Raw genomic sequence first — 12,906 nt, 5'->3', positions numbered from 1 at the left:
GCCATGCACGTCGTCTTCCGCGAAAGCCACGGGTTAGAAGAAACCGAGCCCCCGACCGATCTGGGCCAAAGCCCGGCGGATCTGGTTGTGCTGTCCTTTTCCGACAGCGACCTTGGTGCTTTCGCGGCGGGCTGGCATCGTGGTGGCGGTCCCGAGGGGCGGATGCCGACGATGCGGCTGGCCAACCTGACGGCGCTGAAACACCCTCTGTCTGTCGACACATATGTTGAACAAACTCTGGAGGGTGCAAAGGGCATCCTGATCCGCCTGATCGGCGGTGTTCCTTATTGGTCTTACGGCTTGCAGCAGGTTCTGGCGCTGGCGCAGGCCAAAGGCATCGCGCTGGCCGTTCTGCCTGCGGATGGGCGTGAGGACACGCGACTGGATGATTACTCCACCCTACCGGTCTCGACCCTGCGCCGCTTGGCGCATCTGTGTGACACTGGCGGCGAGGTTGCAGCACAGGCTGCGCTGGCGCAAATGGCGCTGGCAGCGGGTCTTTATGCCGGCCCGGTGATGGGCGCAAAGACCTTACCCGACTGCGGCGTCTGGTGCCCGGACCGCGGCGTGATCCCGGTGGATATAGCGTTCACAAGCAATGCGAGACGTATCCTCGTCACCTTCTACCGCGCCTATCTGACATCGGCCGACACTGCTCCGGTCGCCGCCCTGATCCGCAGCCTACGGGACCGGGGACTGGATGCGATTGGCCTGTTCGCTCCTTCGTTGAAAGCGCCAACCGCCGCTGAATGGCTGCGTGAACAGGTCGTTGTATCGGAGCCCTCAGCGATCATCAACGCCACCTCTTTCTCGGGCAAAGGCGCATCGGGCACTTCGCCCTTGGACGCGGCAAACGTGCCGGTGTTTCAGGTCGCCCTCGCCACCTCGCGCCGCAAAGCGTGGGCCGAAGCGGAACGGGGCCTGTCGCCTGCCGACCTTGCCATGCATGTGGTACTGCCCGAGGTGGACGGCCGGATTTCGGCCGGCATTGCCTCGTTCAAGGAACCCGGCAAGCGCGATCCGCATCTGGAATATTCCCGTTTCGCCCATCGTGCCGAGCCTGAGCGGATCGAAGCCATTGTCGACCGCGTCACCGGCTGGTTGAACCTGCACGACAAGCCCAAAGCGGATCAGGTTCCCGCACTGGTGCTGTCCACCTACCCCGGCAAGAACTGGCAGATGGCCCATGCGGTTGGCCTCGACGCGCTGGCTTCAGCCGAAGCAATGCTGTCTGATCTTCAGGGCGAAGGTTATGACACCGCGCCCGCGGAACCGATTGCCCAAACCCTGCTGGACGCCCGCATTTCTTGGTCACTGGAAGACTATCGCGCCGCGTTGACCGACCTGCCGGAACAACTGCGTGCGGACCTGCAAACAGTGTGGGCCGCCCCTGAGGGCGACCCGGCCTTCGCCAATGGTGCGTTCCACTTTACCGCTCTGCAGCGCGGCAAGGCGCTGGTCGCGCTGCAACCGGAGCGCGGCACGCCCGAGTTGCGCGATGACGACTATCATGACCTCTCACGCACTCCACGCCACGGCTATGTGGCCTTCTATCTCTGGCTCCGCAAAGGATTGGGTGCGGATGCTCTGATCCATATCGGTGCGCATGGGACACTGGAATGGCTTCCGGGCAAATCGGTCGCCTTGTCCGCCGATTGCTGGCCCGAGGCGCTGATCCGCGATCTGCCGGTGATTTACCCCTTCATTGTCAACGACCCCGGCGAGGCCGCGCAGGCCAAGCGCCGGATCGGCGCGGTCACACTGGGTCACATCCCGCCTCCGATGAAGGAAAGCGGCACGCCGGACCGGATGGTGCGACTGGAATCGCTGCTGGATGAGTTTTCGAACGCCGACGGTCTGGACCCCAAGCGCCGCGACCGGCTGCAGGAAGACATCCGCGACGAGGCGCAAGCTATCGGACTGGAAAGCGACCTTGGCCTCGATCAGGCCACCTGCACCGCCGAGGCAATCACCCGCATCGACCGCTTTGTCTGCGATATCAAGGAAAGCCAGTTCGGTGACGGTCTGCACATCTTTGGCCGTGTGCCCGAGGTGACCGGCAATTTCGACCCCGCGCCCTCGGCCCACGCAGAGCGCAACGCTCTGATTGACGCGCTGGCCGGCAAACGGATCGAGGCCGGGCCGTCGGGCTCTCCCTATCGGGGGCGGTCGGACGTGCTGCCCACCGGGCGGAACCTCTATACCACCGACCCGCGCTCGGTGCCGACCCGCGCCGCCTATGCCCAAGGCGTGAAACTGGCCGAAGAACTGGTCCGGCGACACCTGCAGGAGGAAGGCGATTACCCCAAGGGCCTGATCGTCGATCTATGGGGCTCGGCCACCATGCGCACGGCGGGTGAGGAATTCGCCATGGCGCTGCACCTGCTGGGCGTGAAACCGGTCTGGGACAAGGGGTCCGAGCGGGTCTCGGGCATCGAGGTGCTGCCGATCACCGACCTGAGCCGCCCGCGTCTAGACGTGACCTTGCGCGTCTCGGGTTTGTTCCGCGATGTGTTCCCGACGCTCTCGGCACTGTTCGGTCAGGCGGTAAGGGCGCTGTCAGAACGCGATGAAGCGTCGGACTGGAACCCCTATACCGGTCAGGAACCCGCCGCTCGCGTCTATGGCCCGGCCCCCGGCAGCTATGGCCTGAACATGACGCACCTGTCCGAGACCTATACGGATGAGGCCCGAATACAGGCGGGCGAAGCGTGGCTGGAGGCCAGTTCCTTCGCGCTGGAAGGTGAGCATATAGCGCCGGACAAAGACGGCATTACAAAACGTGTCGCCAGCGCCGACAGTTTCGTGCACCTGCAGGACCTGACGGAAACCGACCTGCTATTGGCCAATGACTATGCCACGCATGAGGCCGGGTTTGCCGCCGCCAAGAAAATCACCGGCGGCACTGCGCAGCTCTACCATCTGGACAATACCAACCCGGAAAACCCACGCGCGCGGACCCTGCCCGAAGAAATCAGCCGCGTCGTCCACGCCCGTGCCGCCAATCCCGGCTGGATTTCGGGAATGCAACGTCACGGGTTCCGGGGCGCGGCCGAGATCGCGGCAACGCTGGATCACATGGCATCGTTCGCGCATCTGTCCAACACAGTCGCGCCGCATCTGTTCGAACTCTACCACGATTCCACGCTGGGCAATGCCGAGGTCGATGCCTTCCTGCAAGAGGCCAACCCGCAGGCACATCAGGCCATGAAAGACAGGTTCCTTGCGCTGCTGGAGGCAGGGCTTTGGAACACGCGCCGGAATTCTATCCGGGCCAACCTGGAGGGCCTGGAATGAGCGCGCCAATCGTCCAAGGCTGGTGTCCCGGCGCCCATCGCCCGATGATGTCCGGTGACGGGCTGGTTGTACGGGTACGACCCCGGCTGGCCCGGTTGAGCGCCGCGCAGGCGCTTGGGCTATGCGAACTGGCGGAACGGTTCGGCAATGGCACCATTGACCTGACCAACCGCGCCAATCTGCAGCTGCGAGGGGTGAAAGAGCCCGACCATCAGCCGCTGCTTGCGGAGCTTGCAGCGCTGGACCTGCTGGATTCCGAACCTGGCATCGAAGTACGTCGCAATATCCTCGTGTCACCCTTGTATGACATAAGTGATCTGACCGCGCGACTGACCCAAGAACTGATCAACCGGCTGGCGGAACTGCCTGCCCTGCCCGCGAAATTCGGCTTTGCCATCGACACTGGCCCCGAGCGTCTGCTGGCTGGGGATTCGGCGGATATCCGAATTGAAACCGGTGCCGAGGGCCTGATCCTGCGCGCCGACGGCTGTGAAACCGGGTACCGCGTGGCGGAATCTGAAGCCATCGACCAGTTGATCGCTCTGGCCGATTGGTTCGCTAAGAGTTTCACGCCCGAAACACGCCGCATGGCGCGGGTGGTTGCGGCGCTGGGCTTGCCGCAGGACTGGCAGGGTAGCGCACCAGCTGCCATCGGCGCGCCATTGCGACCCGGTGCCTGCGAACTCGGTGCACTTTATGGTGCGGCCTTCGGGCAACTGCCAGCACGGCGTCTGTTCGACCTGATCGAAGACACCGGCGCGTCGGCTCTGCGGGTCACCCCGTGGCGGCTGATCCTGCTTGAAGGCGGGGCGGCGATACCCGCTTCCGCCTTTGTCACCGATGGTACCGACCCGCTGATGACCACCGACGCCTGCCCCGGCGCGCCGTTCTGCCCGCAGGCGCAAGCGGAAACACGCGACATTGCTCGCGCGCTCGCTCCGCGCGTCTCGGGCAGCCTGCACGTCTCGGGCTGCGCCAAGGGCTGCGCTCGGATGGGAACCGCAGATATCACTTTAGTCGGTGACAATGGACGATTTGATCTTGTCAAACAGGGCCGCGCGGGGGATGAGCCCAGCCAGCGCGGGCTGAGCCCCGAAACACTCAAGACCATGGACTTCACCTGATGCCATATGAATACGAAACCAACGGCGCGGCGATCTATAAGGAAAGCTTCGCCACCATCCGGTCCGAGGCCGACTTGGCCCGTTTCGACGCCGACGAAGAGCAGGTCGCCGTTCGCATGATCCACGCCGCCGGGATGGTCGGGCTGGAAGAGTTCGTACATTTCTCGCCGGGTTTTGTCTCGACCGCTCGCATCGCATTGGAAAACGGCGCGCCTATACTGTGTGACGCGCGCATGGTCAGCGAAGGGGTGACCCGCTTTCGCCTGCCCGCCGATAACGAGGTGATCTGCACGCTGCATGACGAGCGTGTACGCCCATTGGCCGCCGAGATGAGCAACACCCGCTCCGCCGCCGCTCTGGAGTTGTGGCGCCCGCATCTGGAGGGTGCTCTGGTCGCCATTGGTAACGCGCCCACCGCACTTTTCCATTTGCTGAACATGCTGGAAGACCCCGAATGCCCACGCCCCGCCGCCATCATCGGCTGCCCTGTGGGCTTTGTCGGCGCGGTTGAGTCCAAAGACGCCTTGTGGGAAGCGCAACCCGTGCCGTCCTGCATCGTCAAAGGCCGACTGGGCGGCAGCGCCATCACCGTGGCCGCCGTCAACGCCATCGCGAGCCGCGCCGAATGAGCGCGGGTAAGATATACGGTGTGGGCCTTGGCCCCGGTGACCCGGATTTGATGAGTGTCCGGGCCGACCGCCTGCTGCGCAATGCCCGCCACGTCGCCTTTTTTCGCAAACCGGGCCGCAGCGGTCAGGCGCGCAAGATCGTCAACGGCATGATTCCCGAAGGTGCGGTAGAATTCCCGATGGAATACCCGGTCACCACGGAAATCCCCGTGACCGACCCACGCTATAACGAACTGCTTTCGGCCTTTTACAAAAACTGCGCCGCGCATCTGAAATCCCTGTCAGATCAGGGTGAGGAAGTCGTGGTTCTTTGCGAGGGTGATCCGTTCTTCTACGGCTCTTTCATGCATCTTTACAGCCGCTTGCGAGACGAGGCTGATGTCGAAGTCGTGCCTGCTATCACCGGCATGTCCGGCGCATGGACAGCGACCGGCGACCCGATCACCTGGGGCGACGACGTACTGACCATACTGGTCGGCACCCTGCCCGAGGAAGATCTGGCGCAGCGCATGGCGCAGACAGACGCTCTGGTCGTGATGAAGATCGGGCGCAATATCGACAAAGTGACACGAGCGCTGAAGACGGCTGGTCTATATGATCGCGCGTGGATCGTGGAATTTGCCCAGATGCCGAACCAGACGGTGACGAAACTGTCTGAGGCCTGTGACAAGGTCACCCCCTATTTCTCGATCATCATCGTGCATGGTCAGGGGCGGCGGCCATGAGCGGATGGGTCAAGATCGCGGGCCTTGGGCCGGGTAACGAAGATTTGGTGACACCCGAAGTGTCAGCCGCGCTGGCCGAGTCCACAGATATCGTTGGCTATATCCCCTACGTCGCACGCGTGGCCGAGCGGCCCGGCCTGACGCTGCACGCCAGCGACAATCGGGTCGAGATTGACCGCTCGCAGCACGCGCTGCAGATGGCTGCCGAGGGAAAACGCGTGGTCGTCGTCTCCTCGGGCGATCCCGGCGTGTTTGCGATGGCGGCCGCGGTGTTCGAAGCGTTGGAGAACGGTCCCGCCGAATGGCGCGACATCCCCATCGACGTTCTGCCCGGGATCACCGCGATGCTGGCGGCCTCCGCCCGTGCTGGCGCGCCGTTAGGGCATGATTTCTGCACTATTAACCTTAGCGACAACCTGAAACCGTGGTCCCTGATCGAGAAGCGCCTGCGCCTTGCCGCGCAAGGGGATTTTGCGATGGCGTTCTACAATCCGCGCTCGAAATCCCGCCCCGAAGGCTTTGTGAAGACGCTCGAAATTCTACGCGAGGAATGCGAGCCCGAGCGTCTTATCCTGTTCGCCCGCGCCGTATCCCGCACCGACGAAACCATCCGGGTTTCGACCCTTGCCGAGGCGACGCCGGATATGGCCGACATGCAGACGGTGGTCATTGTCGGCTCCTCGCTGACGCGTGTGATAGAACGGAACGGCCCCCCGATCGTCTATACCCCGAGGTTCACACCGGAATGAACCAGCCAGTCCAGAACCTGAGCGACATTCGACAATTCGGTCCGCAGCGGCAAGGCCGGACGATCGATCATCAGCACCGGCACGCCCAGCGCCCGCGCGGCGTCCAGTTTGGCACGCGCGCCGGTGCCGCCCGCGTTCTTGGACACTACCAACTCTATGCCATGCTGCTGCATCAGCGCCCGATCATCCTCAACTGTGAACGGCCCGCGCGCGACAACTACGTTGCAGTTCGGCAGAGGCCGCTCGTCCGGTTCATCAACCAACCGCAGCAGATAGTGGTGGTGGGGCTGGGCGGCGAAATCCTCAAGATGCATCCGACCGACGGCCAGAAAAATGTGCTGCGGCTTGCCGGACAGCGCTGCGACCGCGTCGTTGATATCCGCGACGTGGTGCCACCGGTCGCCTTCCTGCGCTTCCCATGCCGGGCGGGTCAGCGCGGCCAGAGGCACTCCGGTCTCATGACACGCCGCGACAGCGTTGGCGCTCATCTGTGCGGCAAAGGGATGCGTGGCGTCGATCACATGGGTGACCGTGTTGTTCCGCAGATAGCTTGCCAGACCGTCGGAGCCGCCAAATCCGCCTACACGCACCGGCAAAGGTTGCGGGCGCGGTTTTTCAACGCGCCCAGCGTAGGAATAGGTGGCCGGAAGCCCCTGTTCAGCCACAGACTTGGCAAGTGTGTTGGCCTCGGTCGTGCCACCAAGAATCAGGAGATGTGTCATGCATGAAACTCCGTGGCTGACCGTTCTGGGCTTGGGCGAAGATGGACTGGATGGCCTGCCGCCCGCAAGTCGTCAAGTGCTGGAACGCGCCGAAATCATCATGGGCCCGCCACGCCATCTGTCGCTGGTTCCCGAAACCTCGGCGCAACGGATCGAATGGCCTGTACCGTTCGCAGATGGTCTGCCGATCCTGACCAAATTCCGGGGGCGGCCAACCGTTGTTCTGGCCTCTGGAGATCCGTTCTGGTTCGGCGCAGGCTCGGTCATCGCGCGTAATTTCGAGGCCGGGGAATGGGCAGCTCTACCCGGCCAATCAACCTTTTCTCTGGCAGCTGCACGACTGGGCTGGCCGTTGGAAAGCACGCTGACCTTTGGCCTGCACGCGGCCCCGCTGACCCGGCTTCGGCCGCATCTGTCCTCCGGCCTGCGCGCCATCCTGTTGCTACGCAACGGCGCCGCAGTTGCGGAGCTGGCAACCTATCTGACCGAGACCGGATTTGCAGACAGCGCCCTGCACGTGATGGAGGCTCTCGGCGGTCCCCGCGAACGCGCGCGGACCGTGTCGCTGACCGAGGCTCTGCTCGGTAGCTTTGACCACCCTGTCTGCGTCGGGCTAGAGGTCGCGGGCGCAGGGCGCGCTTTCCCGAAGGCCTCGGGCAAACCCGATGAGATTTTCGAAACAGATGGCCAGATCACCAAACGCCCGGTCCGCGCGCTGACGCTGTCGGCACTGGCACCGCAGCGGGACGAGCATCTGTGGGATATCGGCGGCGGCACCGGTTCGATCAGCATTGAATGGCTGATGTGCGACCCGACTCTGACAGCCACCACGATCGAACCCCGCGCAGATCGCGCAGAACGTATCCGGCGCAATGCCGATGCACTGGGACAGGATCGCCTGAATGTGGTGCACGGTACCGCACCGGATGCCTTGATCAAGCTTACCCTGCCCGATGTCGTCTTCATCGGCGGCGGGTTGAGCGCCGAATTGTTGCAGTGGATACATGATGCCCTCCCCGCGGGTACCCGGCTGGTCGCCAATGCGGTGACACTGGAAAGCGAGGCGTTGCTGGCGCAATGGCACGAGAAACTGGGCGGTGAACTGTTGCGGGTCGAGATGGCGCAGGCCTCGGCCCTTGGCCCCCGGCGCGGCTGGAAATCCGCTTACCCGGTGGTGCAGTGGAGCGTCACCCTATGATTGTAGCGGGTTTGGGGTTTTCTTCGGCGGCCACTTTGGACAGCCTGCGCGCAGCCTTCGACCGGGCCAGCGTCGATTGGCAGGTCGAAGCACTCGCCACAGTCATCGACAAAGAAAGTCACGCCGCGCTGACGGAATTCGCGGCATCCACAGGCCTGCCGCTGTATTTCATCGCGCCCGCCGATCTGGCCGGACAGCGCACCTTCACCTGCTCGAACCGCAGCCGCGCCAGCTATGGCACTGGCAGCGTGGCCGAAGCATCCGCCCTTGCTGCCGCCGGCCCCGGTGCGCGGCTAACCTCACCCAGACACATTTCGGACGACCGGCTTGCCACCTGCGCCGTCGCCATCGGAGGACAAACATGACCGTTCATTTCATCGGCGCGGGACCGGGCGCTGCCGACCTGCTGACACTGCGTGGGCGCGATATCATCGCCTCGTGCCCAGTGTGCCTTTATGCCGGATCGCTGGTGCCCGAGGAAATCCTGGACCACTGCCCCGAGGGGGCAAAGATAATCAACACCGCGCCGATGGACCTGGATCAGATCATGGCCGAGATCGAGGCGGCCCATAAAGCCGGACAGGATGTGGCGCGACTGCATTCCGGCGACCTGTCGGTTTGGTCGGCAATGGGAGAACAAATCCGCCGCCTCAAAGAGATGGGCATCCCGGTCAGCGTAACGCCGGGCGTGCCGTCATTCGCGGCTGCCGCGGCCTCGCTGGGAACCGAGTTGACCCTGCCCGGGCTGGCGCAATCGGTGGTTCTGACCCGGACGCCCGGACGAGCGTCTTCAATGCCCGAGGGCGAGACGCTGGAAAACTTCGCCCGTACCGGGGCGACGCTGGCCATTCACCTGTCGATCGGCAATCTGGACAAGGTGATCGCCGACCTGACCCCGGCCTATGGCGCGGATTGCCCGGTCGCTGTCGTGTACCGCGCCAGCTGGCCGGATGAGCGGATCATCCGTGCTACTCTGGCCACTTTGAAAGGTTCGCTGGACGAAAGCATTTCGCGCACCGCCCTGATCATGGTTGGCCCCGCGCTGGCCGGTGAAGGTTTCGACGAAAGCTGCTTGTATTCAAAGGATTACGATCGCCGCTATCGTCCGCAAAGCGCTGACAGCCCGTGGTCGAGCTGGAGCCACGGTGATGACTAACCCTCCGGGTCTTCTGATTTCCGCGCCGTCTTCGGGCACAGGCAAAACCACCGTCATGCTGGGCCTGCTGCGTGCGTTAGCCGAAGACGGGCTGGCCGTTCAGCCGTTCAAGAGCGGACCTGATTATATTGACCCGGCCTTCCACCACGCGGCAGCGGGGCGGGCCTCGTTCAACCTCGACAGTTGGGCGATGGGGGACCCGCTGCTAGGCGCCATTTCGGCGCAGGCCGAAGGGGCTGATATCGTGGTCGCCGAAGGCTCGATGGGTCTGTTCGACGGCGTCGCCAAGCCCGGAGAGCTGGGCCACGGGTCCAGCGCCGAAACTGCGCTGCAGATGGGATGGCCTGTAGTACTGGTGCTGGATGTTGGTGGTCAGGCGCAATCGGCAGCCGCCACCGCGCTGGGGTTTCGGATGTATAACCCGGATCTGCCGTTTGCGGGCGTGATCCTGAACCGCTGCGCCAGCCCTCGGCACGAGCGGCTGACGCGCTTGGGAATGGAGCGTGCAGGTCTGCCGGTTCTGGGCGTATTGCCCCGTCGCGGAGACCTGACCCTGCCCGAACGGCATCTGGGCCTGATCCAGGCGGTCGAGCATCCCGATCTGGAAAGTGCGATTGCCGGTTATGCAGCGTTTCTGCGCGAACATGTGGATCTGGAGGCGATCAAGGCGGCGGCTTCCTCAGGCCCAATGGAGCCATCGTCAGCCGCGCTGCCGCGTCCTCCGGCGCAACGGATCGCGCTGGCCCGGGATTCCGCGTTTTCCTTTACCTATCCGCATTTGCTGGAAGGCTGGCGCGCGGCAGGGGCCGAGATTCTGCCGTTTTCGCCGTTGGCGAATGAGGCCCCTGCACAGGATGCTGATCTGGTCTGGCTGCCCGGTGGATACCCCGAATTGCACGCCGGGACGCTGGCCGCGGCGGAGACCTTCCTGACCGGGCTGCGCAAGCACGCCGAAACCAAGCCCGTCCACGGGGAATGCGGCGGGTACATGGCGCTGGGTCAGGCACTGATCGACAAGGAAGGTGTTCAACACCAGATGGCCGGTCTGCTGGGACTGGTGACCTCGTATGAGAAGCGCAAGTTCAACCTTGGTTATCGCAAGGCGGAACTTTTGGCACCGATGCCCGGCTTTACGTCCGGAGCGGCTCTGCGTGGGCATGAGTTCCATTACTCGTCGATTGTCCAGCAACCGGATGCGCCGCTGGCACGGGTCTTTGATGCTGAGGGGGCCGAGGGTCCGCAGACCGGTTCGGTCCGCGGCAACGTCACCGGCACATTCTTTCACCTGATTGCGGAGGCCACGGCATGAACGGCTTCGTTTCCTTTATCGGATCCGGCCCCGGCGACCCGGAACTTCTGACGCTGAAAGCGGTCGACCGGATGCAGAAGGCCAACGCGGTGCTGTTTGACGACCTGAGCAGCGGTCCGATTCTGAGCCATGCGCACGAGGACGCTGATTTGGTTGGTGTTGGCAAACGCGCCGGGCGGCCCTCGCCAAAGCAGGATCATGTCAGTCGCCTGCTGGTGGATTATGCCAAGACCGGTGCCCGCGTGGTGCGGTTGAAATCAGGCGATGGCGGGTTGTTCGGACGGCTCGAGGAAGAACTGGTCGCCCTGCGGGAAGCCGGAATTGAATACGAGATCATCCCCGGCATTCCCTCGGCCGTGGCTGCTGCGGCGGCAGCCGGTATTCCGCTGACGCGGCGTCTGACCGCCCGTCGGGTGCAATTCGTCACCGGCCATGACGTCAGCGGCCAACTGCCCGAAGACCTGAACCTGCCCGCGCTGGCCGATCCGGATGCGACAACCGTGGTGTTCATGGGCAAGCGGACCTTTCCCTTGCTGGTCAAAACACTCCACGATCACGGACTGCCGCTGGACACACCTGCCTTGATGGCCGAGTCGGTCTCGACACCAGACCAGAAATTGCAGCGGGCGACCATCGGCGCGTTGTCGGAACAACTTACAAACGAGATCGGCACCGCCCCGGCGCTGATCCTTTATGGGCCGCTGGCAGAGTTTGACGATGTATGACCTGACCCTGATTGGCATCGGCACCGGCAACCCGGGTCACGTGACGTTTCAGGGCGCGCAGGCCATCCGCGATGCAGATCTGATCCTGATCCCTCGCAAGGGTGATAACAAGGCCGATCTGGCCGGGTTGCGCGAAGATATCATCGCAGCCGTGACTGACACGCCACCTCAGATCGCTTATTTCGACATCCCCAAACGTCGCTCGGACGACGGCTACCTGCGCGGCGTGGACGAATGGCATGACGCGATTGCCCTGCGCTGGCATGAGGCGATCTCAGCACACCCAGAGGCGCAACACGTGGCCTTGCTGATCTGGGGCGACCCGTCGCTCTATGACAGTTCGCTGCGGATCGCTTCACGGCTGGACCCACAGCCGGAGACGCGAGTGATACCGGGCATTACGGCGCTGCAGGCGTTGACGGCCGCCCATGCGATTCCCATCAACGACCTTGGTGCGCCGTATGTTGTTACCACGGGCCGGCGCATCCGGGACGAAGGTTGGCCTGCAAATGCCACGAAAGTAGCGGTTATGCTGGACGGCGAATGCTCGTTCCAAAGCCTTGAGATGCAGGACTATGACATCTGGTGGGGCGCCTATGTGGGTATGAAAGAGGAACTGCTTATCAAGGGGCCTTTAGCCGACGTGGCGCAACAAATTCTGGAAACCCGCGCTCGCGCACGGGCTGACCATGGCTGGATCATGGATATCTATCTGCTGCAAGAACGCACGGGATTGTGAGTGCACCGCCCCGTGTTCTCTGTCATCAATAGAGCCAATCATGGTGCTGGAGGTATCACGAATGCGCGCTCTTTGGGCTTCGCTTTGCTGTCTGGTCATGCCTGCCTGGGCCGAAGAACCCCTATCCGGCTGGGCGGTTTACCCGACTGACAAGAGTTATGAGGAACTCGTAGCCGACACAAAGGCTGCAGTGAAAGAAAACGGGCTGATCGTGGTCACTCAGGCCGGACCGACCAAAGCCGCGGCCGCGCGCGGCATCGTCATTCCCGGCAATCTGGTGATCGGGGCCTTCAACAACGACTACGCTGTACGTGTTCTGGAGACCTCGGTCCAGGCGATGATCGAGGCCCCAATCCGGTTCTACGTCACCGAAAACGAGGATGGTACCGCCACCCTATCCTACAAAACGCCCAGCTTTGTGTTTGCGCCCTATGTCTACGAGGGGGGCGAGCCCCTGAGCGACATTGCCGCCGAGCTGGATACAAAGTTTCAGGCAGTGGCGGGAGCCGCAGTCAAATAGTCACACTGACGTG

At 63.3% G+C, this 12,906-nt stretch carries 13 protein-coding genes; 12 read left to right on the top strand and 1 reads right to left on the bottom strand.

Annotated elements, in window-relative coordinates; all coding sequences use genetic code 11:
- The first annotated feature begins 3 nt into the window (after window positions 1-3).
- From cobN to cobJ, 5 genes are read left to right on the top strand one after another with little or no spacing between them, the layout of a single operon-like run.
- Entirely contained in the window at window positions 4-3,297 is a 3,294-nt protein-coding gene (gene cobN, locus ACR0IK_RS00310; protein WP_480639992.1) for a cobaltochelatase subunit CobN, read from the top strand.
- Complete coding sequence (cobG, locus tag ACR0IK_RS00305) at window positions 3,294-4,421, top strand: precorrin-3B synthase (protein WP_480639991.1); 1,128 nt, start codon at window positions 3,294-3,296, stop codon at window positions 4,419-4,421. Before cobN ends, cobG begins: the two co-directional genes overlap by 4 nt.
- Window positions 4,421-5,050, top strand: a complete 630-nt coding sequence (locus ACR0IK_RS00300; protein WP_480595362.1) for a precorrin-8X methylmutase — start codon at window positions 4,421-4,423, stop codon at window positions 5,048-5,050. Before cobG ends, ACR0IK_RS00300 begins: the two co-directional genes overlap by 1 nt.
- Window positions 5,047-5,775 (top strand): precorrin-2 C(20)-methyltransferase, encoded by a 729-nt coding sequence (locus tag ACR0IK_RS00295; protein WP_480639989.1) that lies wholly within the window; start codon window positions 5,047-5,049, stop codon window positions 5,773-5,775. The genes ACR0IK_RS00300 and ACR0IK_RS00295 overlap by 4 nt, the downstream gene beginning before the upstream one ends.
- Window positions 5,772-6,524 carry a precorrin-3B C(17)-methyltransferase gene (cobJ, locus tag ACR0IK_RS00290; RefSeq protein ID WP_480639988.1) on the top strand — a complete coding sequence of 251 codons (753 nt, stop codon included), beginning with the start codon at window positions 5,772-5,774 and terminating at the stop codon, window positions 6,522-6,524. Before ACR0IK_RS00295 ends, cobJ begins: the two co-directional genes overlap by 4 nt.
- Here the strand turns inward: cobJ and ACR0IK_RS00285 are convergent.
- Window positions 6,497-7,246 carry a cobalt-precorrin-6A reductase gene (locus ACR0IK_RS00285; protein WP_480639987.1) on the bottom strand — a complete coding sequence of 250 codons (750 nt, stop codon included), beginning with the start codon at window positions 7,244-7,246 and terminating at the stop codon, window positions 6,497-6,499. The genes cobJ and ACR0IK_RS00285 overlap by 28 nt on opposite strands.
- Between ACR0IK_RS00285 and cbiE the strand changes: the two genes are divergently transcribed.
- The 7 genes from cbiE (at window position 7,245) to ACR0IK_RS00250 (ending at window position 12,893) form a co-directional block, all read left to right on the top strand.
- Window positions 7,245-8,444, top strand: coding sequence for a precorrin-6y C5,15-methyltransferase (decarboxylating) subunit CbiE (gene cbiE / locus ACR0IK_RS00280; RefSeq protein ID WP_480639985.1), 1,200 nt, complete (start codon window positions 7,245-7,247; stop codon window positions 8,442-8,444). The two genes, ACR0IK_RS00285 and cbiE, sit on opposite strands and share 2 nt — an antisense overlap.
- A complete protein-coding gene (locus ACR0IK_RS00275) occupies window positions 8,441-8,809 on the top strand; it encodes a cobalamin biosynthesis protein (protein WP_480639983.1) in 369 nt (122 codons plus the stop codon). The genes cbiE and ACR0IK_RS00275 overlap by 4 nt, the downstream gene beginning before the upstream one ends.
- A complete protein-coding gene (gene cobM, locus ACR0IK_RS00270; protein ID WP_480595368.1) occupies window positions 8,806-9,600 on the top strand; it encodes a precorrin-4 C(11)-methyltransferase in 795 nt (264 codons plus the stop codon). Before ACR0IK_RS00275 ends, cobM begins: the two co-directional genes overlap by 4 nt.
- Window positions 9,593-10,909: a cobyrinic acid a,c-diamide synthase CobB gene (locus ACR0IK_RS00265; RefSeq protein WP_480595369.1), complete on the top strand. Its 1,317-nt coding sequence runs from the start codon at window positions 9,593-9,595 to the stop codon at window positions 10,907-10,909. The genes cobM and ACR0IK_RS00265 overlap by 8 nt, the downstream gene beginning before the upstream one ends.
- The gene (gene cobA, locus ACR0IK_RS00260) at window positions 10,906-11,634 is read left to right on the top strand and encodes a uroporphyrinogen-III C-methyltransferase (protein WP_480639980.1); all 729 of its coding nucleotides are present in this window, start codon (window positions 10,906-10,908) and stop codon (window positions 11,632-11,634) included. Before ACR0IK_RS00265 ends, cobA begins: the two co-directional genes overlap by 4 nt.
- Window positions 11,627-12,373 carry a precorrin-6A synthase (deacetylating) gene (cobF, locus tag ACR0IK_RS00255; RefSeq protein WP_480639978.1) on the top strand — a complete coding sequence of 249 codons (747 nt, stop codon included), beginning with the start codon at window positions 11,627-11,629 and terminating at the stop codon, window positions 12,371-12,373. Before cobA ends, cobF begins: the two co-directional genes overlap by 8 nt.
- A gap of 61 nt (window positions 12,374-12,434) precedes the next feature.
- A complete protein-coding gene (locus ACR0IK_RS00250) occupies window positions 12,435-12,893 on the top strand; it encodes a DUF302 domain-containing protein (protein ID WP_480595372.1) in 459 nt (152 codons plus the stop codon).
- The last annotated feature ends 13 nt before the right edge of the window (window positions 12,894-12,906 follow it).

This window comes from Ruegeria sp. BF7 (assembly GCF_056538605.1).
The sequence above is the reverse complement of the archived record's forward strand: the minus strand, read 5'-3'. Positions and strand labels throughout refer to the sequence as shown.

Bases quoted from the DNA above. Each gene is read 5' to 3' on its own strand.
- cobN (WP_480639992.1), top strand. From the start codon at position 4: ATGCACGTCGTCTTCCGCGAAAGCCACGGGTTAGAAGAAACCGAGCCC.
- cobG (WP_480639991.1), top strand. From the start codon at position 3,294: ATGAGCGCGCCAATCGTCCAAGGCTGGTGTCCCGGCGCCCATCGCCCG.
- ACR0IK_RS00300 (WP_480595362.1), top strand. From the start codon at position 4,421: ATGCCATATGAATACGAAACCAACGGCGCGGCGATCTATAAGGAAAGC.
- ACR0IK_RS00295 (WP_480639989.1), top strand. From the start codon at position 5,047: ATGAGCGCGGGTAAGATATACGGTGTGGGCCTTGGCCCCGGTGACCCG.
- cobJ (WP_480639988.1), top strand. From the start codon at position 5,772: ATGAGCGGATGGGTCAAGATCGCGGGCCTTGGGCCGGGTAACGAAGAT.
- cbiE (WP_480639985.1), top strand. From the start codon at position 7,245: ATGCATGAAACTCCGTGGCTGACCGTTCTGGGCTTGGGCGAAGATGGA.
- ACR0IK_RS00285 (WP_480639987.1), bottom strand. From the start codon at position 7,246: ATGACACATCTCCTGATTCTTGGTGGCACGACCGAGGCCAACACACTT.
- ACR0IK_RS00275 (WP_480639983.1), top strand. From the start codon at position 8,441: ATGATTGTAGCGGGTTTGGGGTTTTCTTCGGCGGCCACTTTGGACAGC.
- cobM (WP_480595368.1), top strand. From the start codon at position 8,806: ATGACCGTTCATTTCATCGGCGCGGGACCGGGCGCTGCCGACCTGCTG.
- ACR0IK_RS00265 (WP_480595369.1), top strand. From the start codon at position 9,593: ATGACTAACCCTCCGGGTCTTCTGATTTCCGCGCCGTCTTCGGGCACA.
- cobA (WP_480639980.1), top strand. From the start codon at position 10,906: ATGAACGGCTTCGTTTCCTTTATCGGATCCGGCCCCGGCGACCCGGAA.
- cobF (WP_480639978.1), top strand. From the start codon at position 11,627: ATGTATGACCTGACCCTGATTGGCATCGGCACCGGCAACCCGGGTCAC.
- ACR0IK_RS00250 (WP_480595372.1), top strand. From the start codon at position 12,435: ATGCGCGCTCTTTGGGCTTCGCTTTGCTGTCTGGTCATGCCTGCCTGG.